General features: G+C 29.9%; 16 protein-coding genes. 8 read left to right on the plus strand and 8 right to left on the minus strand.

Translation table 11 applies throughout. The annotated features are described in order from the left end of the window. The first annotated feature begins 82 nt into the window (after nt 1-82). A complete protein-coding gene (locus ACFOWD_RS12580) occupies nt 83-934 on the plus strand; it encodes an N-acetylglucosamine kinase (RefSeq protein ID WP_377411087.1) in 852 nt (283 codons plus the stop codon). Here the strand turns inward: ACFOWD_RS12580 and ACFOWD_RS12585 are convergent. Further along, entirely contained in the window at nt 927-2,186 is a 1,260-nt protein-coding gene (locus ACFOWD_RS12585; RefSeq protein ID WP_377411089.1) for a UDP-N-acetylmuramoyl-tripeptide--D-alanyl-D-alanine ligase, read from the minus strand. The genes ACFOWD_RS12580 and ACFOWD_RS12585 overlap by 8 nt on opposite strands. Before the next feature lie 66 nt (nt 2,187-2,252). Then, complete coding sequence (gene gldJ, locus ACFOWD_RS12590; RefSeq protein WP_377411091.1) at nt 2,253-3,935, minus strand: gliding motility lipoprotein GldJ; 1,683 nt, start codon at nt 3,933-3,935, stop codon at nt 2,253-2,255. A 197-nt stretch (nt 3,936-4,132) separates the two neighbouring features. Between gldJ and porU the strand changes: the two genes are divergently transcribed. The 6 genes from porU (at nt 4,133) to ACFOWD_RS12620 (ending at nt 13,801) form a co-directional block, all read left to right on the plus strand. Continuing rightward, the gene (gene porU / locus ACFOWD_RS12595; protein WP_377411093.1) at nt 4,133-7,525 is read left to right on the plus strand and encodes a type IX secretion system sortase PorU; all 3,393 of its coding nucleotides are present in this window, start codon (nt 4,133-4,135) and stop codon (nt 7,523-7,525) included. A 31-nt stretch (nt 7,526-7,556) separates the two neighbouring features. Continuing rightward, nucleotides 7,557-8,708, plus strand: a complete 1,152-nt coding sequence (gene porV / locus ACFOWD_RS12600) for a type IX secretion system outer membrane channel protein PorV (protein ID WP_377411095.1) — start codon at nt 7,557-7,559, stop codon at nt 8,706-8,708. A 75-nt stretch (nt 8,709-8,783) separates the two neighbouring features. Then, entirely contained in the window at nt 8,784-9,266 is a 483-nt protein-coding gene (gene cdd / locus ACFOWD_RS12605) for a cytidine deaminase (RefSeq protein ID WP_377411097.1), read from the plus strand. A gap of 208 nt (nt 9,267-9,474) precedes the next feature. Continuing rightward, nucleotides 9,475-10,539 (plus strand): 3-oxoacyl-ACP synthase III family protein, encoded by a 1,065-nt coding sequence (locus ACFOWD_RS12610; RefSeq protein ID WP_377411099.1) that lies wholly within the window; start codon nt 9,475-9,477, stop codon nt 10,537-10,539. Nucleotides 10,540-10,655: 116 nt separating this feature from the next. After that, nucleotides 10,656-12,191, plus strand: coding sequence for a glutamine-hydrolyzing GMP synthase (gene guaA / locus ACFOWD_RS12615; RefSeq protein ID WP_377411101.1), 1,536 nt, complete (start codon nt 10,656-10,658; stop codon nt 12,189-12,191). A gap of 137 nt (nt 12,192-12,328) precedes the next feature. Beyond that, a complete protein-coding gene (locus tag ACFOWD_RS12620) occupies nt 12,329-13,801 on the plus strand; it encodes a LysM peptidoglycan-binding domain-containing protein (RefSeq protein ID WP_449301193.1) in 1,473 nt (490 codons plus the stop codon). Between the two features lie 226 nt (nt 13,802-14,027). On the opposite strand, the gene ACFOWD_RS12625 is transcribed toward ACFOWD_RS12620, so the two are convergent. Both ACFOWD_RS12625 and ccsA read right to left on the minus strand, forming a co-directional pair. Continuing rightward, on the minus strand, nt 14,028-14,543 hold the full coding sequence (locus tag ACFOWD_RS12625) for a DUF2892 domain-containing protein (RefSeq protein WP_377411105.1): 516 nt from the start codon (nt 14,541-14,543) through the stop codon (nt 14,028-14,030). Nucleotides 14,544-14,596: 53 nt separating this feature from the next. After that, nucleotides 14,597-17,734: a cytochrome c biogenesis protein CcsA gene (ccsA, locus tag ACFOWD_RS12630; protein ID WP_377411107.1), complete on the minus strand. Its 3,138-nt coding sequence runs from the start codon at nt 17,732-17,734 to the stop codon at nt 14,597-14,599. 101 nt (nt 17,735-17,835) lie between these two features. Between ccsA and ACFOWD_RS12635 the strand changes: the two genes are divergently transcribed. Beyond that, nucleotides 17,836-18,405 (plus strand): hypothetical protein, encoded by a 570-nt coding sequence (locus ACFOWD_RS12635; RefSeq protein WP_377411109.1) that lies wholly within the window; start codon nt 17,836-17,838, stop codon nt 18,403-18,405. Nucleotides 18,406-18,421: 16 nt separating this feature from the next. Here ACFOWD_RS12635 and ACFOWD_RS12640 read toward each other — a convergent pair whose 3' ends face one another. The 4 genes from ACFOWD_RS12640 to ACFOWD_RS12655 all read right to left on the minus strand — a co-directional run bounded on the left by ACFOWD_RS12640 (nt 18,422) and on the right by ACFOWD_RS12655 (nt 22,098). Continuing rightward, on the minus strand, nt 18,422-19,939 hold the full coding sequence (locus ACFOWD_RS12640) for a GH3 family domain-containing protein (protein WP_377411111.1): 1,518 nt from the start codon (nt 19,937-19,939) through the stop codon (nt 18,422-18,424). An 85-nt stretch (nt 19,940-20,024) separates the two neighbouring features. After that, complete coding sequence (locus ACFOWD_RS12645; protein ID WP_377411113.1) at nt 20,025-20,201, minus strand: hypothetical protein; 177 nt, start codon at nt 20,199-20,201, stop codon at nt 20,025-20,027. 8 nt (nt 20,202-20,209) lie between these two features. Continuing rightward, nucleotides 20,210-21,652: an amidohydrolase gene (locus ACFOWD_RS12650; RefSeq protein WP_377411115.1), complete on the minus strand. Its 1,443-nt coding sequence runs from the start codon at nt 21,650-21,652 to the stop codon at nt 20,210-20,212. 62 nt (nt 21,653-21,714) lie between these two features. After that, nucleotides 21,715-22,098, minus strand: coding sequence for a VOC family protein (locus ACFOWD_RS12655; RefSeq protein ID WP_377411117.1), 384 nt, complete (start codon nt 22,096-22,098; stop codon nt 21,715-21,717). Nucleotides 22,099-22,104: the final 6 nt, after the last annotated feature.

Here is a 22,104-nt window from a genome sequence, read left to right on the forward strand (position 1 = left end):
TAATTACAAACGAAAACGATTGAAGTTTTTAGTACTATTGGATATCGATTTTACTTAGTTTATATTTGAATAAAAATAGAATATGATATTAATTGCAGATGGTGGTTCTACTAAAGCAGATTGGATAGCTTTAGATGTTAATAAAGCCGAAACTTTTAGAGTAAGAACGCTTGGTTTAAATCCGGCTGTTGTGCCTCAAGAGGAATTACACAACAGAATTATTAATATGTTTCAACTTATTCAAGTAAAAGATGAGGTTAAAGAAATCTATTTTTACGGTGCAGGATGTGGTACACCAAAAGCAGCTAATATTTTGGCTAATGTTATGCAAGCTATTTTTGTAAATGCAAAAATAGTGGTAGAAGAAGATATGTTAGCTGCTGTATATGCAGCTTCTGGCAACCAACCAGCCTTAGTAGCCATTTTAGGAACTGGCTCTAACTCTTGTTATTTTGATGGCACAAAAATGCACATGAAAGTGGCTTCTTTAGGCTATGTGTTAATGGATGAGGCTAGTGGAAACTATTTTGGGAAAAGATTAATTCGTGATTATTATTATGGTTTAATGCCAAACTATATAGTAGAGAAATTTGAAAAAGAATTTGTATTAGACCCTGATACCATTAAGCAAAATATTTATAGAGAACCAAATCCAAATATGTATTTAGCTTCTTTTGCACAGTTTATGTTTGAGTTTAAAGAAGAGAAATATGTAAGAAGATTAATGAGAAAAGGATTTGAAAAATTCTTTAAATTTAGAATACTTCCTTATCAAGTAGCAAAAGATACACCTATCTATTTTATAGGTTCTATAGCTTTTTATTTTAGAGAAATATTAGATGATGTAGCTGCCAAATACGATTTAAAGATTACTGATGTTATTCAGAGGCCTATAGATAATTTATTAGAATATCATAGGAATAATATCAACTAATAAATTCTAAAACTCTTTCAAGTTGCATGCCTCTTGATCCTTTAATTAAAATTGATTGCTGTTTGATAGGATTTTTATCAATATAAGATTTGAAATCATCAAAAGTTTTGAATTTTTTATGCGCTATAGTTACTTTATAAAAGTGTTCTCCTATAAAGTACTGATTTTCTAATTGAAGTGAGCTTGCTAAATCTGCAATTGCTTGGTGTTCTTTTTCGCTTTCATCACCAAGTTCAAACATATCACCAAGAATAATTAATTGATTATTTTCTTTTAAAGCAGCAAAATTTTCTAGAGCCACTTTCATACTAGAAGGATTAGCATTGTAGGCATCAAGTATAATTTTAGTATTATTTTTCTCAATAATTTGAGATCTATTATTTTCAGAAACATAAGTTTGTAGAGCATTTACAATACCTTCTTCAGGAACATTAAAAAGTTCTCCAAAAGTAATAGCAGCTGTTATGTTGTTAAAATTATAGGTGCCTATAATTTGAGTTTCAATCGTATTAGAATTGTAGTCTATACTTAAAAAAGGGTTGGTTGCTTTTAATTGAATTTTATCTCTATCAAAGAATATTCTTTGAATTGTTTCTGTTTTTTCAACCTGAATTTTGTCATCAGGATTTACAATCGCTGTTTTATGATTTTCTTTTAAATAGGTATACAATTCACTTTTACCTTTGATGACACCTTCAACACCTCCAAAACCTTCAAGATGCGCTTTTCCAAAATTGGTGATATAACCAAAATCAGGTTCACAGATAGAACATAAAAATTCAATTTCTTTTTGATGATTAGCACCCATTTCTATGATCGCAATTTCATGCTCTGGTTGTATAGATAATAACGTTAAAGGAACCCCTATATGATTATTTAAATTCCCTTTTGTTGCTATTGCATTATATTTTTTATTTAATACTGCATGAATCAATTCTTTGGTGGTGGTTTTTCCATTACTACCTGTTAAACCAATAAATGGGATGTTTAATTGATTTCTATGATAATTGGCTAATTTTTGTAGTGTTTGCAACACATCATCAACCAAAATAATACGACTATTAGTTTTATATTCTTTCTCATCAACGATGGCATAATTAGCACCAAGTGCTAAAGCTTTTTCAGCAAATGTGTTGCCATTAAAGTTGTCTCCTTTTAGCGCAAAGAAAATTGTGTTTTTTCTAATATTTCTAGTATCTGTATCAACTAAAAAATGTTCTTTATATAATTCGTAAAGCGAATGTATTTCCATAATTTAAAAATAAAAAAAAACCTCATTACTTTAAAAATAATGAGGTTTAAATAATGTAAATATTTTTTATCTAGAAGGGTTTCTAGCTCTTCTTTTTCCTGTAGACATTGGGCCTACTTTATCAGATACACATCTAAAGCCTATATAGTTTGTTGCCATATATTCTGGTAAATATCTTCTTTGTGCTGGGTCTAACCAATATTCTCTATCAGACCATGCACCACCTTTATAAACTCTTGTTTTATCACTTATTAAAGTTGTACGTTTTTTAGCATCATTTACAAGAATTTCTCTACCAGTAACAGAGTCTAAAACTCTAGTTGGTTTTCTAGGAGAGTTGTACATGCTAGGTCTACTCTTAAAGCTTTCTTCATCATCTTCATAAAAACGAGAAGATAATAAATCGCCATCTCCAATATTGGCATTGTCAGATTTTGCGAAATTTCTTCTTAAAGTAACATCATTCTTGGTGATAGGCACATAAACAATAGTACCTGGTAATTGCTTAGGTACAATTTTACCATTTGGTAAAGTATCGTAATCTACATTTGCGTTAGCGCTATTTTCTGCAAAAACTACATTGCCTTCACTGTCAATTAACTTTTTTGTGAAAAGGTTTCCTCTAAAATAGTTAAAGTCATTTGCTTCATTATCAATAATAGGTCTATATACATCTGCAACCCATTCAGCTACGTTACCTGACATATCATACAAGCCAAAACCATTTGGAGGGTAAGACTTAATTTTATTAGGAATATCAGCTCCATCTGAACTCCAGCCAGATAAACCACTATATTCTCCTTTACCTTGTTTAAAGTTAGCTAATTGATCTCCTCTCGTTCTTTTGTTTTTAGAACGCGTATACTTGCTATTCCAAGCGTATTTTTTACGACCTCTAATGTTGTTGTATTCTCTATTTTCGATATTTGCTTTTGCTGCAAATTCCCACTCAGATTCTGTTGGTAGTCTAAAACGTTGCGTTAAAATACCATCTGCTTTGGTTATTTTTCTTCCCTGAAAAGCATCTTTTGGAGGTCTTGGCTCTCCTCTTTTTCTCATGGTTCTTCCTACACCTCTTTTGTAAATCGTAGTATCACCATCAAACAACTTAGAATCATCAACTAAGAAAACATCAGTATCAAAAAAGTTACTTACAGTATCCATTTCAAAGATGTTTTTAATGTGACCTTTATCTATTAACGTTTTAAGGTTTACAGCATTGGTTCTCCATTTACAGTATTCGTTAGCTTGAATCCAACTAACACCTACAACAGGATAATCACCATAAGCAGGGTGTCTAAAATAGTTTTCTGATAAAATATCTGTATTTCCTAAACTTTTTCTCCAAACTAAAGTGTCTGGTAAAGTAGAGTTGTAGATATGTCTATATTTTTCTTCTGCAGGATTAAATACATTTTTCATGTATTGCACATACAAGAAATATTCAGAGTTTGTAACTTCTGCTTCATCCATAAAAAAGGAACGAACGTGCATTTTTCTTGGGGTAGTATTCCAATCGAACATTACATCATCTTGCACTTGACCCATGGTATATGAACCACCTTCTATGGCCACCATTCCTGGAGGTGGTTTTTGGCTGGCATCATATTTACCTTTGATAAAGTTACCATTGTTAGGATCGTTGAAAGCTAAACCAGTTAAACTAGATTTATTATCACTGTTTCTATTACAATTTGCTAATAATAATGTAGTTAGGACTACTAATGTTATTTTAAATATGTTTTTCATTTCCTAATTTAAAATTGTCAGGGTTTTTATAGTGATGCAATTTACAATAATTATAATTTAGAACAAGTAAATTATTAATTTTAACGCATCTATTTTTAATACATATTCTTTAAAACGATTGCTTTTTTGGTTTAGTATACTATATCTTTGTTTCTCATAAAATATCTACATATTATTGTCGTTATTTGAATAGTTATATGAAAAAACGATTTCTTCTTTTTCTATTAATTTTATCAAGTCAAATTGCAATAAGTCAAAATAACTCTGTTTTGTCTTCTGGAACTTGGTTTAAGTTTAGCGTAGATACAACAGGGGTTTTTAAAATTGATAGAAACTTACTACAAAGTATTGGCATTTCTACAAGTGGTTTAAATCCTAGAAAAATTCATATTTATGGTAATGGAGGTCAGTTGTTACCTGAATTAAATAGTGCTTTTAGATATGATGATTTACAAGAAAATGCTATTTACATAAAAGGTGAAACAGATGGCTCTTTTGATGCCAATGATTTCATTTTATTTTATGCAAAAGGGCCTCATGACTGGGTAGTAGATACCACCAATGAAACAGCAACTCATAGACAAAATATTTATTCTGATAAAGCGTATTATTTTATAACAGTTAATGAAACTGATGGTAAAAGAATTCAAGCTAAGACTGTAAATAACAACACAGCTTCAGCAACAATTTCTATTTTTGATGATTTTACCTTTATCGAAAAAGAAGAAAAAAGCATTTTGGCAGCTGGTACACAATGGTTTTACAAAGAAGATTTTAACATTGCCAATACACAAGAATTTAATATTCCATTTCCTAATGCTTTAAGTGGACAAGAGTTAGAGGTAAGTGTAAGGGGAGTTACGAATTCTGTGGTTAATTCTTCAATGGATGTACAGTTGAATAGTCAAGATATTTTCACCATAAATTATCCAGGCATAAATGCAAGTTCTTTAACAAAAGCAATTGCACTAGAAAGAAGTGCAAAAGTGACTAATTCATCAGAAAATTTAGCTATTTCTATTACATATGATAATAATGGAAATCCTTCTGCAAGTGCTTTTTTAGATTATGTTGAAGTTTTAGGTAAAAAGAATTTAAGGTTTTCAGATTTTCAGTTTTCTTTTAGAAGCTTTCAGCAAGCTAATGCAACAGGTGCTATTGCATATCAAATTCAAAATGGAGCAAATGCTTTTCAAGTTTGGGATGTAACAGACTATATAAATCCCAAGCAAATTGTAAATGAAGATGCAGGAACTAATTTTACCTTTAAGGATAATGCTGGTGAGTTAAGAGAATATATTATACTTGATCAAAATGATTTTTACATTCCAGAAACCATACAAAATAGTAGGGTAGAAAATCAAAATTTACATGCTTTACAAGATATTAATTACATCATTATAACAAACGAAGAACTATCTAACCAAGCACAAAGATTAGCAGATTATCATCAAAATAATTCAAATTTAACGACTAAAGTAGTGTTGATAGATGAAATTTATAATGAGTTTTCATCGGGTTCAAAAGACATTACTGGGGTAAGAGATTTCATAAAATACATCTATGATTCTAATACTACACCTGATAAAAAATTACAATACGTTTGTTTTTTTGGAGATGCATCTTACGATTATAAAGATCGAATAGAAGCTAATAATAATATAGTACCCGTAAAATTATCTACTATTAGTTTTAATTTGGCAAGTTCTTATGTGACAGATGATTTTTTTGTGATGTTAGATGCTGATGAAGGAATTATGAGTACTTCTCACACCATAGACGTAGTTTCAAGTAGAATTCCTGTGTCAACAGTCTCTGAGGCTACAGATGTTATTGATAAAATACTATCTTATTATAGTAAAGAAGCCATTGGAGATTGGAGAAATACCATAACACTTTTGGCTGATGATATAGATGTTGCAGGTGAAGAAGTTATTGAACAAGGTGTAGAGTCAATAGCAGATGAAATAAAAGCGAATAAGCCTATTTTTAATATCAATAAAATATATGCTGATGCTTTTGTTCAAGAAAATTCTGCTGGTGGAGAACGTTATCCAGAAGTTAATAAAGCGATTACAAATGCTGTTGAAAAAGGGACTTTAGTATTCGATTATTTTGGTCATGGAGGAGAAGATGGTTTTGCTTCAGAACGTTTTTTAGATAAAGAACAAATTCAAGGTTTTAATAATGCAAATACATTACCGCTTTTAATTACAGTAACTTGTGATTTCTCTAGGTTTGATAATCCAAATAGAATCACTGCTGGCGAACTAAATTTTAAAAACAAAAATGGAGGCTCTGCAAGCATGATAACTACTACAAGAGAAGTTTTTATATCTACAGGTCAGCGTTTTAATGAGCAGTTAATTCGAGTTTTATTTGGGTTCAATAACGAAGACTATACCATTGCAGAAGCTTTAGCTGTAGCTAAAAATCAATTTTCAAGCTCACAAAAATTCTTTATTTATTATTTTGGAGATCCAGCTATGAAATTAGCAATACCTGAACCTAATGTACGTATCACAAAAATGAATGATAAAGATATTACTCAATCTTTAGATACGATAAAAGCACTATCAAAAATTAAGTTTGAAGGTGTTGTTACAGATAATTCAAATAACATATTGCCTAATTTTAATGGTACATTATCTACCACTATTTTTGATAAAACGATTGATAAACAAACGCTAGATAATGATGGTTTTGGTGTTGTCATGACTTTTGATACCCAAGACAGCAAACTGTTTAGAGGAAAGTCTACTATAGAAAATGGAGCTTTTAGTTTTGATTTTATTGTACCAAAAGATATCAAAATTGCTTATGGAAAAGGTAAAATTAGTTTCTATGCTGAAAATGGAGAAATTGACAAAGCAGGTGCCAATTTTGATATAACTGTAGGTGGAATCAACCAAAATGCACCAGAAGACAATATTGGTCCAGAAATTGGTTTGTTTATGAATGATGAATCTTTTATTGATGGTGGCAATACAAACGCTTCTCCTAATTTAATTGCTACGTTTTCAGATGCAAGCGGAATTAATACTTCTATTACAGCTGTAGATCATGATATCATTGCAATTTTAGATGGAGATACCTCAAATCCTATTGTTTTAAATGATTTTTATCAAACAGAATTAAATGACTTTACGAAAGGTAAAGTAGTCTATAAATTTCAAGATTTAGAAGTGGGGCCACATACATTAACGCTTAAAGCTTGGGACACATACAATAATTCATCAGAAACTACGTTGAACTTTGTGGTTGTTAGTGACACTATTTTAAATTTAGAAAATGTGTTGAATTATCCAAATCCTTTTGTAAATTACACAGAATTTTGGTTTAATCACAATAAACCTAATGAGCCCCTAGAAGTTCAAGTACAGATTTTTACAGTTTCAGGTAAATTGGTAAAAACAATCAATCAAAATATTCAAACCACAGGTAATTTGTCAAGAGAAATAGTTTGGAATGGTTTAGACGATTTTGGTAACAAAATAGGAAAAGGCGTTTACGTCTATAAATTAAAAGTAAAATCAACAACTAGTAATTTGGTTTCAGAGAAATACGAGAAATTAGTAATTCTTCAATAATCAAATTAATAACCAACGTTAAAAATAGAAAATGAAAAAAATTGGAATTTGTATAGCAATTTGTGCATTAGTTAGTTTAAAAGTAAACGCTCAAACAAATACAACACAAACTGGGGGAATTACAACTGCAACTCCTTTTTTATTAATTGTGCCAGATGCTAGAGCAGGTGGTATGGGTGATATGGGTGTAGCAACATCTGCAGATGCTTGGTCTATTTTTCATAACCCAGCTAAAATGACATTTAATGACCGTCAAATAAAAACAGGAATTACATATTCACCTTGGTTACGTAATTTAACTGATGATATTTTTATAGGAAGTGGTTCTTATATAAATAGATTTAGTGAAAATGCGGCTTGGGGTGCTGAGTTTAGGTATTTTTCTCTTGGCCAGATTGATTTAACAGATAATTCTGGTAACCCAAATGGAAGTATAAACCCAAATGAATTTGTAGTAACAGGTTCTTATGCTTTAAAATTAAGCGAAACTTTTTCTATGGGTGTTGGATTAAAATACTTAAGATCTAATTTAGCTTTTAATGGAACTGCAGGTAATACATTACAACCTGTAAATTCTTTTGCAGTAGATGTTTCTGGATATTTCCAATCTTTTGAAGAAAATTATGGAAGCTTTAATGGACGCTACAGACTTGGTTTTAATATTACCAATATTGGTCCAAAAGTTTCATATACGCCAGGTCAAGAAGACTTTATACCCACAAACTTAAAGTTTGGAGGTGGTTTCGATTTTATACTTGATGATTATAATATTATCTCAACAAATGTTGAATTCACTAAATTATTGGTACCAACTCCACCTGTTAGAGACTCAAATGGTGATGTTGTAGAAGGTAAAGATGATAATGTAGGTTGGGTTCAAGGTATTTTTCAATCATTTGGGGATGCTCCAGGTGGTTTTTCTGAAGAATTACAAGAATTTACTTATGCTTTAGGTGCAGAATATTTATACAACAATGCTTTTGCAGTTAGATTAGGTTATTTTCATGAAAGTCAAGATAAAGGGAATAGACAATATTTTACACTTGGTGGAGGTTTTAAAACTAATGCTTTAAATATAGATTTATCGTATTTAATAAATTCATCAGATGTTAATAATCCATTAGAAAACTCTTTACGTTTTTCACTTTCTTTTGATTTAGGAGAGATTTATGACAATTATTAAAATGTAAAAAATTTAATTAACTTTATACTATCAAAAAGCAGTCATAAAAGACTGCTTTTTTTGACACCTTTAGTTATGAGAAACGTAAACATTTCAACTACAATAACCTTATTTGATGATATTTCAGAGCTTGCTTCTGAAGATAAAATGTTGATGGATGCAGCTATAAAAGCTAAAAATTCATCTTATGCACCTTATTCAAAATTTACAGTAGGTGCAGCTATTTTATTAGAAAATAATAAAGTTATTTTAGGGAGTAATCAAGAAAATGCAGCTTATCCTTCAGGCATGTGTGCAGAAAGAGTAGCTATTTGGAAAGCAGGAAGTGAGTATCCTGATATTAAAATTAAAAAAATAGCTATAACAGCAAGTTCAAAACTAAAAAAAGTAGACAAACCTGTAGGGCCTTGTGGAGCTTGTAGACAATCTTTACTTGAATATGAAGTGAAACAAAATCAATCATTCCCAATTCTTTTTATGGGGGAAGTAGGCGAGATTGTTAAAACAAACTCTTTAGTGGATTTGTTGCCTTTTTCTTTTGATGGCTCCAGTCTTTAAGTAGCTTCGTTTTTTGGTTGGGTATCGTATTTTTTTACACATAATATGTTTAGTTAAGTTTTAGTAGGCTTAAGTATATATAGTCTTCAGGAGATTTTTCATATTTTAATGAAATCGATTTCGTTAGATTGAGTTTCGGGTGCTTTTTTTATAATCACTCAAAAAAAGGTTAACGATGTATAACTTTGAGGTCTAAACTTTTGCTTCAATGATTTCATCTAAAATAACAGGTACAGGTACTTTTATTCCTTCACTAAAAAAAGAAAACACAGATTTTTTAGAAGATCGTTTTTTAAATAATGATGGTTCAGATTTTGCTTCACCTAATGAAGAAATTATAGAAAAGTTTAAAGCCATAACAGGTATTGAAGAAAGACGTTATGCTGTTGATAAATACAAAACTTCAGACTTAGCCTTTTTTGCTTCAGAAAAAGCCATTGAAGATGCAAAAGTTAATAAAGAAGAATTAGACTACATCATTTTTGCTCATAATTTTGGAGACCTAAAGCAAGGAGCTATACAAGGAGATACTTTGCCAAGTTTAGCTACAAGAGTTAAGTATAAATTGGGTATAGAAAATCCAAACTGTGTGGCTTATGATGTTTTATTTGGTTGTCCTGGTTGGGTAGAAGGTGTTATACAAGCACAAGCTTTTATTAAAGCTGGTATTGCAAAAAAATGTTTGGTAATTGGTGCAGAGACATTATCTAGAGTGGTAGATAAGTTCGATAGAGATTCTATGATTTATAGTGATGGAGCAGGTGCTTGTATTATTGAAAAAACTGAAGACCAAGATTCTGGTATTTTAAGTCATGCTTCTCAGACTTTTGCAAAAGATGAAGCCTTTTTTTTACATTATGGAGGTTCATACAATAAAAGCGAAGATCAAAACATTCGTTATATAAAAATGTTTGGTCGAAAAATTTATGAGTTTGCCATCACAAATGTGCCAAAAGCAATGAAAATAGCTTTAGATAAAAGTGGCGTAAATATAGATGATGTAAAAAAAGTATTTATTCATCAAGCCAATGAAAAGATGGATGAAGCCATCATTAAACGTTTTTATAGATTGTATAAAAAACCAATACCTGAAGGAGTAATGCCTATGAGTATTCATAAATTAGGTAATAGTTCTGTAGCAACAGTGCCTACTTTGTTAGACTTAGTTTTAAAAGGTAAAATAAAAGATCAAGAAGTACATATAGGAGATGTAATTATTTTAGCTTCAGTGGGTGCAGGTATGAATATAAATGCTATTGTATATAAATATTAGAAAACACTTACTGATCTATTAAAGCTAAATTCTCAAGATTTTTCACGAATTCTAATTTGTTCTAAAAATTCCTAACCTTATATCGTAAAAATCATATCAAAATATTATTTTTGCGCATGCAACAACACAATGTACTTATATTAGACTTTGGTTCTCAATACACGCAATTAATTGCAAGAAGAGTAAGAGAACTAAATATTTACTGCGAAATTCATCCTTTTAACCATATACCAGACAATTTAGATAGCTTTAAGGCTGTTATTTTATCTGGTAGCCCAAACTCTGTAAGAGGTGAGCAAGTTTTACATCCAGATTTATCTAAAATTAGAGGTAAAAAACCTGTTTTAGCAGTTTGTTATGGTGCTCAGTATTTAGCACACTTTTCTGGAGGAAAAGTAGCAGAATCGAACACTAGAGAATATGGTAGAGCTAACTTGTCTTTTATTAAAACAGGTGAAGAATTCTTTAAAAATATTTCTGAAGGTAGTCAAGTTTGGATGAGTCATTCAGATACAATTAAGCAATTGCCAGAAAACGGAATTTTATTAGCTAGTACTGCTGATGTTGAAAACGCAGCTTATAAAATTGAAGGAGAACAAACTTTCGGAATTCAGTTTCACCCAGAAGTATACCATTCTAAAGATGGTAAACAATTATTGGCAAACTTTTTGGTAGATATTGCAGAAGTAGCACAAACTTGGACACCAGATTCATTTGTAGAAAGTACAGTTGATGCTATTAAAGAAAAAGTAGGTAATGATAAAGTTGTTTTAGGGCTTTCTGGAGGAGTAGATTCAACTGTGGCAGCTGTTTTATTACACAAAGCAATAGGTAAAAACCTGTATTGTATTTTTGTAAATAATGGTTTGTTAAGAAAAAATGAGTTCAAAAATGTATTAAATCAATACGAAGGTATGGGTTTAAACGTTAAAGGAGTAGATGCATCAGAACGATTCTTAAAAAAATTAGAAGGAATAACAGATCCTGAAGGAAAACGTAAGGCAATTGGAAATACCTTTATAGATGTTTTTGACGATGAAGCGCATAAAATAAAAGATGTGAAATGGTTAGCTCAAGGTACTATTTATCCTGATGTTATTGAGTCTGTGTCTGTAAATGGAGGTCCATCAGCAACCATTAAAAGTCATCATAATGTAGGAGGCTTACCAGATTTTATGAAACTTAAAATTGTAGAGCCTTTACGAATGATATTTAAAGATGAGGTAAGAAGAGTAGGAGCTTCATTAGGTATAGATGCTGCACTTTTAGGTCGTCATCCATTTCCTGGTCCTGGATTAGGAATCAGAATTCTTGGAGATATTACCGCTGAAAAAGTGCGTATTTTACAAGAAGTAGATGCTATCTTTATAAACGGATTAAAAGAAGATGGATTGTATGATAGCGTTTGGCAAGCAGGAGCTATGTTGTTGCCTGTAAACTCTGTTGGAGTGATGGGTGATGAAAGAACCTATGAAAAAGTAGTAGCTTTAAGAGCTGTAGAAAGTACAGATGGTATGACTGCAGATTGGGTAGATTTACCTTATAAGTTTTTACAAAAAACGTCTAACAAAATAATAAATCAAGTAAAAGGTGTAAATAGAGTAGTATATGATATTAGCTCTAAACCACCTGCAACTATAGAATGGGAATAAAATATATGAAGCATTTAAAGTTTTTTATTTTTCTGTGTATTTTAACTTTCACAGTTTCTTGCGGACAGCAAAAAAGATACATACAGTATAAAGTTAAAAAAGGAGAAACTATGAGCCAAATTGCTCAGAAGTTAAATATGAAAACAGAAAAATTGCTTCGTTTAAATCCTGATGTTGTTGGTGAACCAAAACCAAATACTTTTCTAGTTGTCCCAGAACAAAAACTAAATAATTTAAAAAAGCCAACAAAGAAAGAAGTTATTGAAGAAAAATTAGATACAATTTCTAATAAAGTAATTATAGATAAAGATAGTACAGTTATAGAAAATGTATTTAAAAACTTCGAGGTTTATGAGATTAAAAAGGGAGATACTTTTTACAATATTGAAAAAAGATTTGGAGTAAATAGACAAGAATTACTTGTTTTAAATCCTGAGTTAAAAGAAGGTTTAAAGCTAGGCATGGTTTTAAAAATTAAAGAGATAATTCCAGAGATCATTGATGAAGATGAATATGAAGATTATATTGATTTTAATAAAGATTTAAAAGTAGCCTTATTATTACCATTAAAGACATATAAATATCAAGTAGATACACTTACATTAAAACAAATTTTTGCTAAAGATGCAGCATTGTTAAATATTGCTACAGATTTCTATTTAGGAGCTGAATTAGCAGTAGACTCTTTAAGAAATAAAGGAGTAAATATAGATTTAAGTGTTTTTGATACTGGAGAAAGAGGGGCAAATAATTTGGGAGACATCATATATGATAAAAACCTTAATGATAATGATGTTGTCATTGGTCCTTTTTATTCAGATGAAGCTCAAACAATAGCCTCAAGTGTTAATATACCAGTTGTTTTTCCTGTATATTCTAAAAATCAATCTTCTTTTGCTAATCGAAATATTATTAAAACATCTCCAGATAAAAAGATGTTTAGAGATGTCTTAACAAGTTATATTAAAGATAATATGGTTGATGGAAACATTGTTATTGTTAGTGATAATAGTTTCGAAAATTTACAAGCCAGCAACACAATGCAAGCATCATTACAATTTAGTACTAATGCATTAATTAATATCATTACACCTCAAGATGGTTATATTGAGAAAAGTAGAATTATTAATTTATTACAATCTAACACTAAAAACTGGGTAATATTAACTTCTAATGATCAATTGTTAGTTTCAGATGCTATAAACAGTTTAATAAGTTTACCTGAAGAAACAACTGTAAAGGTTTTTGCCACTGATAAAAGTAACGTCTTTGAAAAGATAGATAATAACAAATTAGCAAAAATTGGCTTTACTTATGTAAGTGATGAATTTTCTGATACTTCTTCTTTTGAAGCTATTAGTTTTAATGGTCAATATCTTAAAAAGAACAAAGCTTTACCTTCTTATTATGCAACAAAAGGTTTTGATATTACTTATGATATTTTAATGCGATTAGCTTCTGGCAAAAAACTAGAAGATACTTTTTCTGAAGGATTTTCTAAAAGAGTAGAAACAAAATTTGATTATAGAGATAGTGATAGAGTTCCAGAAAACAAAGGGGTGTTTATCATACAATACAATCAAGATTTGACTTTAACAAGGCTTAAATAATATTGATAACAGGGTTAGTTTTGATATTATTATCTCTTATTGCTTTCTATTTTATTTATAAAACAGATTTGGAAGATGTTGTTGTAGAAAGTGAATCTTTTGGGAAGTTAAAATTATATTTAGGGGTTCTAATTTTATTTGTTGTAGGCATAATTTCTATTATTAAAAATTTATAAATAAAAAAATCCGCTAATAAGCGGATTTTTCTTTATTGTCATTGAAAAGATTATATCTTTTTCATCTGTTGTTTCATCATTTGCATTTGCTCTTTAAGCATACCATGCTTATCTAACTTTTTAGCTTCTGCCATTAAATTAGTTGCTTCACGTTTACGTCTTTTAGTCATGGCAATTCCTGCTAATTGTAATTTTGCCATCGCTAAATCATGGTCCATAGCTAAACCTAATTTTACAGCTTTTCTTAAATACTTTTCAGCTTGTGTAATATTAGTTTGGCTTAACATAATACCATGCAAATAGTTATAATATCCTTGTTGTTTTGTGGTTAAAGCAGCTTCAGGATTTTTTATATAACCTAACCATTTTCTAGCCCCATCAAAGTTTTGCTTTCTTAATTGTAAAAAGGCTAGTAAAATAAATTCGTTTTTAAAATAAAGCAATACAAATAAACCTGCTAATAAAAGAATAGTAATACCATTCATAATATTGACTTGGCTAAATTCGTATACAGCCCAAACTGTAATTAAACCTGCTATAATTAATTTTATATTTTTATTAAACATTTTGTTTGATTTTTAAGTGAGCAAAAATACATTTTTCTCTTAAATAGAGAAGTCTACTTGCTATAATGTTTTTTGTATTTAAACCAAGATAAAATTCCTAAAACGATAACAAAACCAACAGAATAGTATATAAAAGTTGGTGTAATTACTCTATCTCCACTTGCATAAGAATGTAACCCAGATAAATAGAAATTAACGCCAAAATAAGTCATCATTATTGATGCGTAAGCAATTACTGTCCATAGGTTAAATGTATATCTTCCTCTTAATCCTGGTATTAAACGCATATGCAAAACAAAAGCATAAATCATAATAGAAATTAAGGCCCAAGTTTCTTTTGGATCCCAACCCCAATAACGACCCCAACTTTCGTTAGCCCACATACCTCCTAAAAAGTTTCCAATAGTAAGCATTACAACACCAACAGTTACAGCCATTTCATTAATAATGGTAATTTCTTTGATATTTACATCCATCTTCTTTTTATTGTTTTTGGTAGTAAACAACATTAAAAAGAGTGCAAATATTCCTAAAATCATACCTAATGTTAATGGTCCATAACTTGCTACAATAATTGAAACATGAACTAATAACCACCAAGAATTTAATACTGGTTGTAAGTTGGCAATCTCTGGATCTAACCAATTCATACCAGCTACAAACAAAATTATTGAAGTTACAAATGTAGTTGCAGCAATAGTTAATGCTGATTTTCTTCCAAGATAAAAACCAAATAACATGGTTGTAAATGCTACATAAATTATAGATTCGTAAGCATTACTCCAAGGTGCATTACCACTTATATACCATCTAGCAATTAACCCTGCAGTATGCATTAAAAATAACAGAATTACAAAACCAATTAATGCTTTTACTACATATCTAATCCATTTTTTAGTACTAAAGATTTGTGCAATTACAAAAACGATTAACAGTAAACTTGCTAAGCCATAATAACGAATTAGTTTTTTAAAGATGTTGTATCTATTGTAAGCAATTTCTAATTCTATCTTATTATCTGATGGATATATTTCTGCACCATATGTTTTTTGGTATTTTTTAATACCCTCTAAAACTTGGTTAGCCTTAGAGTAATCATTCGTCTTTTTTGCTGTTTGCAATAATTGAACATAAAGAGGTAGTGATTTACGAACAAAAACAGTGTCTGATGCTTTAAATCCTTTAGTGCTAAATGTTTCTGGTTGAGAAACCCATTTGTTATTTTCATCATTAGGTATTGGAAATATTTTTAAAATTCCACCTCCAATAGCACTATATAACAAACCAACTCTTCTATCTATTTTTATTAAATCTTGTTCAAATTTATTTTGAATCTTTTTCTTTTGAGCTTCAGTAACTTGTTCTCTAATTTTATATTCACCTCTGTTTGTAAAAAAATCAGATAATCTAGCATATTTAACAGTATCAGCTAAACCTAATTGCTCTCTTATTTTTAAGTTTTGTTTCTCTAAATAAACTGCAGGTACTTCATACCATAATCTTGAGTTTTCTATAATTGATAATAAAACCTGACTTGGTTTCATATTGTGTAAAGTCTCAGTCTGACTTACTTTTCTTACCAATTCTGATGCAAAAGTGTGTGCTGGTTTCATTCTACCTCCAGCATCTTGTATTACTAATTTATTAAACTCTTCTGCATGTTCTAAAGAAACTAAATTTGCTTTTAAAATAGAATCTATTTGTTGATTAGACACTACATGATTGGTATGTTGACTAAATGTAAAACTCGATAAAAATAAAGCGCCAATTATAGAAAGTGTTGCTTTCTTTTTTCTAATTTTTCTAAGTGAATTTTTTAAAGAATCAAAACGTGTGTTCTTTGCAAAGAAGATGCAAATCATACCTGTATATAATAACGAATAACCTAAATAGGTTATAAAAGTACCCCACCAATCGTGGTTTACAGATAAGTGTGTTTGTTCTTTACCTCCAGATAAATCATAACTTGCCTGAAAGAATTTGTAGCCTTTATAATTTAGAATATTATTCATAAAAATTCTGAAATCAAAAGTTTCTTCTGGTGCAATCACAGTTACTTCACTAGCATAAGAAGCAGCACTTTCTGATCCTGGATATTTCTCTAATTGAAAATCATTTAACTTAATAGAAAAAGGAGTTTTTAAAATTTTTGCTCCATACCACATTCTAAAGTTTAATCCGTTTACAGAAAACTCTTCTAAATTGTCATTACTAAATTTACCACCTAATAATTCAACTCTTTTTGTTTCATCACCAGATGTAACATCTAAAACAACGATATCTAATTTTTTATCATCTTTTGGTCCACTTGTTTTTGTCATTTTTCCTTTTTGAGGATATTGAGGAACAACAAATGGCAAATCAGCTACATTGTATAAGGCTCTTAAATTAAATGCTTGAACACTGTCTTTAGTAACAGTTCCTTTATTCATAGTTGCCATAACTTGATAATTACCATCAAATTTTGCAGCTATTTTTAAGCTATCATTTCTTTTAAAAATATTAATAGTTGCATTTTCTTCATTAGCATTATAGCCTACTAAGACATTATGAATATTTTGAATTTCTCCTGACTTAATGTAATGCTCATGTCTATTTCCACTAGAAGATTCTACTAAAAATAAATATTCATCTCCATTTTCATCTTCTACAAACTTTTCTTCTGCCCAAGGAATATAATCTACGAGTGTAAATTTAAAATCCTTTTGCTCTTCTTTAGTGTTAAACCTATCTTGATAAGACCAAGAATTATCACCCCAAGCAGAAAGTAAAATAGGTTTATTAATATCAGGTTTTTGCATGCTGCCATTATCAACAATAGCATTTATGTAGGTGGTTTCTGATAAAAATGTGTTTGTAGTTTCACCTTCGTCTATTAACATTATGCCTTCATAACCAATATATCTAGTAACTCCAGCTCCAATTATGATGAATAAAAAAGCCAAATGAAACATTAAAACTGCCCATTTTTCTTTTTTGTATAATCGATATCTAAAAATATTACCGAAAAAATTAATCACAAAGAAGATCATGATAGCTTCAAACCACCAAGAACTATAAACTAAGGCTTTTGCAGTTTGTGTTCCAAAATCATTTTCTATAAAAGTGGCAACTCCCATTGCTGTCGCAAATAAGATAAATAAAACTGCCATCAAACGTGTAGAGTAGAGGAAATTAAAAAAATTTTTCATCTAAAATTTAGGCTTTTTAAAAGAGTTACAAATTTAAGCATAAAAGCACAGAAAACCTTTGACTTAAAGCTATATTTAATTGTTAAAAAACATGTAAAGAAATGAGTAAGCATCACAAGATACCCACTAGTATAGAAAAAAGAGTAAAAACAGCATTAAGTTATTATCCGCAATTAGATAATATTAATATTGAGTTTAAATTAAAGAAAAATATTAAGAAGTCTACAATGCAAGCTAGACCTACATTTGATAGTTTTTTTAAATCTAAAAAAAAGAGAAAGTTTTTAATTTTAATCAGTAAGAATTTTAAAATTGCAGGTAAAGATTTTTCTACATTAGATATACCTGATGATATTTTTATTGGTTGGATAGGTCATGAATTAGGACATATTATGGATTATCAGCACAGAAATAGACTTAATTTAATTTGGTTTGGATTAAAGTACTTATTTTCTGATAATCATATTGTTGAAGCAGAAAGAGCTGCAGATAGATTTGCAGTTGAGCATAACATGGAAAAGTATATTTTAAAGACTAAAAACTTTATTTTAAATCATGCAGATATTACAAAAAAATACAAAGAAAGAATCAAGAGATATTACTTATCTCCAGAAGAAATTATGCAATTAATAGAAAAAAGAGATAAATTAATAAGTGAGAATGTAGTATAAAAAAAGTTTGTAAATATTAATTTACAAATTCTTCCCATTTAGCAAATTTATCTTCTTTCATAACTCTAGCCATCTTAACTTGACCACCTTTTTTCTTGTTTTTATCATTCCATTCGTGAAATTTTTCGACAGGAATAATTTTAACCTTAACTCCATGTAAAGCTTTATTTCTTGCAACTTTATAGTTTTTATTCGCATCTTTTAAAAACTTATCTAAAGCATTTGCAATTTCTTTTTCATCAGCATTTAATTTAGTTCCTAAATACCAAGAATGGTAAAATTCATCATCTTCAAAACGTTTTGCACAAATGGTATATTCTGTAATTTGAGTAGAAAATTTTTCTTCTAGATGTTTTATAGCATCATCCATTTTATTAACAGAAAGCTGAGAACCTACAGTATTTAAAAAGAACTTAGTTCTCCCTGTAATTTTTATTTCTGCTTTTTCAATATTAGTAAATTTTATAGTATCTCCAATTAAATAACGCCAAGCACCAGAAACTGTACTAATAACTAAAATATAGTCTTTATCTAATTCTACTTCTTTTAATGTTAATGAAGGTGCATTATTTTTAAGAGAACCATCTTCTTTAATGTAATCTGGATGCATAGGAACAAATTCAAAGTAAATACCATTTTCAGTGTTTAGTTGCATAGCTTCTGTTTCTGGTCTTGTTTGTGTTGCAATGTATCCTTCTGAGGCTAGATACGTATCTATTACAGTTACAGGTTTTCCTAAAAGTGCTTTAAAACTTTTTTCATAAGGACCAAAAGCCACACCACCAGAAGTATATACTTGAAGATTTGGCCATATTTCATGAATATTATTTAAGTTGTGATATTCAATTACTTTTTGCATCATTAATTCTATCCAAGCTGGTATACCACTTAAAGCACCAATATCCCAGTTTTTTGCATTTTTAGCTATATGCTCAACTCTTTCATCCCAATCGTCAATTTGCGCAATTTCTTCACCAGGTTTATAATAACCTTTAAACCAAAAAGGGATATTACTAGCGCTAATTCCGCTAATTTCGCCTTCTAAATGATTGTTTTTTTCTTGTAAGTCTGTAGAACTACCTAACATCATTATTTCTTTTTCAAAAAAATCTGCAGGTAAATCAAAGTTATTTAATGATAAAACTTGTTTAATTCCAGAGCTTCTAATAGCTTCTATCATTTCATTGGTAACAGGAATTCTTTTACTTTTTTTTCCTGTAGTACCAGAACTAAGTGCAAAATAAGAAGGAATGTTTGGCCAAGTAACATCAGTTTCACCTTTATGAAGTTTGTGCCACCATTTTTCATTCATTTGATGATAATCAAAATAAGGAACCTTTTCTGCAAAAGACTTGCTAAGGTTATCACTTTTTAAAATACTATTAAAATTATAATGTTCACCAAACTGAGTTTGCTGAGCCGTTTCTAATAATTTTTTAAGTACTTTTTCTTGATTTACTTTATGATTGGGTTCTGCACTAAGTGTGTCTGTGATACCAATTACTCCTTTTATAATATTTCCTAAAATTGCCATATGTTGATTTTCTTACAAAGATCGATGGCAAACACAGTTTTTTTTAACGCATAAAATATTTTGTTTAACGCGTTTGATTTTAAAGTTACAGTTTTTTGTTTTTCTGTTTTTGATTATAGTAGGTAGTGCCAATTAAAGTAATACCTATAAAAATAGCATAAAAGTAAGCGTTAAAATCTCCTCCTTTAAATAAAGAAAATAGACCTACAAGTACACTAAGTATACCTAAAGTCATTAAAAAATAATAGGTTATTTTTTTCATCTTAAGCTTTACTTTTTATTAGGAATTGGTGGTGGTCCTTCAGGGATAATAGGTTTATAAACTACATCGCCTTTACGTTCTTTGTATTCTGCTTTTACTTTATTTACCAAATCTGGATTTTCAAATAAATCTAACATAGTCATTGACATGGCTTTACTAGAATAAATCATTCCTTTATGTCCAATACTCATACCACCACAAGCTACTACAGCCCATGAATGCCAAGGAGTATCTTTTGGAGCTACAGTAACTCGTAAGTTTATGTTAGGTACATTCCAACTTACATCACCCACATCTGTACTTCCTCCACCAGGATTTTTTTCTGTAACTCTTAAAGGATTAATTTTACTATCCATACCAATTTGTGGTTTTTTAGTGGCTTCTTGTATTTTTTTGCCAAATGTAATTTCATCATCTGTATATGAAATTGGGCCTAAAAGTTCTAAGTTTTCTTGCATGATTTCTCCTCCAGCTCTATTTACTAAAATTTCGTAGATACCAGATATTAAAGAAACTTTATAATCTACATCAGCCATAATAGCTGCACCTTCAGCCATTTTCATAACACGTTTGTAAACAGGCATCATTCCTTCTCGTTTTGTATCTCTAACTCTTACCCAAATTCTAGAATAATCTGGAACTACGTTTACTACTTGACCTCCATCTTGAATGTGATAATGCATTCTTACATTGGGTTTAACATGCTCTCTATAGCTGTTAATACCAGCAGCATATAACTCAAGAGCATCTGATGCAGAACGCCCATTCCAAGGGTCTGCTGCTGCATGAGCTGCTTGTCCAAAAAACTCTACTTTAAAATCGACCAAAGCCAAAGAACTTTGTACATCAGATTCTGTTACAGGTGCAGGATGCCAACTAATATTTACATCTACGTCATTCCAAAGACCAGCTTTAACCATCCATATTTTACCAAAGAATTTTTCTTCACTTGGTGTGCCAAAAAACTTAACTGTTCCTTTAATTTTTCCTTGTTCAATTAACTCTTTTATAGCAATTGCAGCACCTAAACTACCTGCTCCAAACAAATTGTGTCCACAGCCATGACCATTTCCATTTGGTACTAATGGATCTTTTGTTGGTTTTGCTTTTTGAGAAATTCCTGGCAATGCATCAAATTCACCTAGAACACTAATTACTGGTTTTCCAGAACCATAAGTAGCCACAAAAGCAGTAGGAATATCTGCGACTCCTCTTTCAACAGTAAAACCTTGTTGCTCTGCATATGAAGCTAAAATTTCTGATGATTTATTTTCTTCAAAAGCAGTTTCTGCTGCAGCCCAAATAGCATCACTAATTTTAATTAATGCCTGTTTGTGTTTTTCAACAGATGCTACAAGTGCTTTCTTATTTTTAGAAAGTTTTTTGGATTGTGCTATTAAAGTAGTGCTAATAAATAAAAGCAATACTAAAGATGTAAATAGTCTTTTCATATTTAGTTAGTGATTTAGATAAACAAGATACTAAATATAAAAAGAATTTGTTTTATGATTTTTTAAACGTCATTATTGACTTCAATCCAATATCCATTTGGATCTTGAAAATAAACTTGTTTTATACCATCTTGACGAATAAAAACTTTGTTTGATTCGTCTTTCCAATCAGAAAAATTGATTTTTAAATTGATTAAATGTGTTATGAATTCGTCAAAATCTTTAGTTGATAGAGCAAAGTGCACTGCTTTATTTACTTTAATTTCAAAATTTGGACGAGGAATAAGATGTAATTGTCTATTATCACTAAAACTTAACCATCTTGTTTTAGAATTAGAAGCTGTGTTTTGTATTTCTTTACATTTAAAGACTTTTTGATAGAATAAAATTGACTCATTTACATCTTTAACAGATAATGCAATATGGTTTAAAGAAAAAGAATTCATGATTTT

The sequence above is a fragment of the Polaribacter marinivivus genome (assembly GCF_042651285.1).
In the GTDB taxonomy this organism is placed as follows: Bacteria; Bacteroidota; Bacteroidia; order Flavobacteriales; family Flavobacteriaceae; genus Polaribacter; species Polaribacter marinivivus.

What these genes read in the sequence shown, in the direction of transcription:
- ACFOWD_RS12580 (WP_377411087.1), top strand. Translation starts at nt 83, where the DNA reads ATGATATTAATTGCAGATGGTGGTTCTACTAAAGCAGATTGGATAGCT.
- ACFOWD_RS12585 (WP_377411089.1), bottom strand. Translation starts at nt 2,186, where the DNA reads ATGGAAATACATTCGCTTTACGAATTATATAAAGAACATTTTTTAGTT.
- gldJ (WP_377411091.1), bottom strand. Translation starts at nt 3,935, where the DNA reads ATGAAAAACATATTTAAAATAACATTAGTAGTCCTAACTACATTATTA.
- porU (WP_377411093.1), top strand. Translation starts at nt 4,133, where the DNA reads ATGAAAAAACGATTTCTTCTTTTTCTATTAATTTTATCAAGTCAAATT.
- porV (WP_377411095.1), top strand. Translation starts at nt 7,557, where the DNA reads ATGAAAAAAATTGGAATTTGTATAGCAATTTGTGCATTAGTTAGTTTA.
- cdd (WP_377411097.1), top strand. Translation starts at nt 8,784, where the DNA reads ATGAGAAACGTAAACATTTCAACTACAATAACCTTATTTGATGATATT.
- ACFOWD_RS12610 (WP_377411099.1), top strand. Translation starts at nt 9,475, where the DNA reads ATGATTTCATCTAAAATAACAGGTACAGGTACTTTTATTCCTTCACTA.
- guaA (WP_377411101.1), top strand. Translation starts at nt 10,656, where the DNA reads ATGCAACAACACAATGTACTTATATTAGACTTTGGTTCTCAATACACG.
- ACFOWD_RS12620 (WP_449301193.1), top strand. Translation starts at nt 12,329, where the DNA reads ATGAAAACAGAAAAATTGCTTCGTTTAAATCCTGATGTTGTTGGTGAA.
- ACFOWD_RS12625 (WP_377411105.1), bottom strand. Translation starts at nt 14,543, where the DNA reads ATGTTTAATAAAAATATAAAATTAATTATAGCAGGTTTAATTACAGTT.
- ccsA (WP_377411107.1), bottom strand. Translation starts at nt 17,734, where the DNA reads ATGAAAAATTTTTTTAATTTCCTCTACTCTACACGTTTGATGGCAGTT.
- ACFOWD_RS12635 (WP_377411109.1), top strand. Translation starts at nt 17,836, where the DNA reads ATGAGTAAGCATCACAAGATACCCACTAGTATAGAAAAAAGAGTAAAA.
- ACFOWD_RS12640 (WP_377411111.1), bottom strand. Translation starts at nt 19,939, where the DNA reads ATGGCAATTTTAGGAAATATTATAAAAGGAGTAATTGGTATCACAGAC.
- ACFOWD_RS12645 (WP_377411113.1), bottom strand. Translation starts at nt 20,201, where the DNA reads ATGAAAAAAATAACCTATTATTTTTTAATGACTTTAGGTATACTTAGT.
- ACFOWD_RS12650 (WP_377411115.1), bottom strand. Translation starts at nt 21,652, where the DNA reads ATGAAAAGACTATTTACATCTTTAGTATTGCTTTTATTTATTAGCACT.
- ACFOWD_RS12655 (WP_377411117.1), bottom strand. Translation starts at nt 22,098, where the DNA reads ATGAATTCTTTTTCTTTAAACCATATTGCATTATCTGTTAAAGATGTA.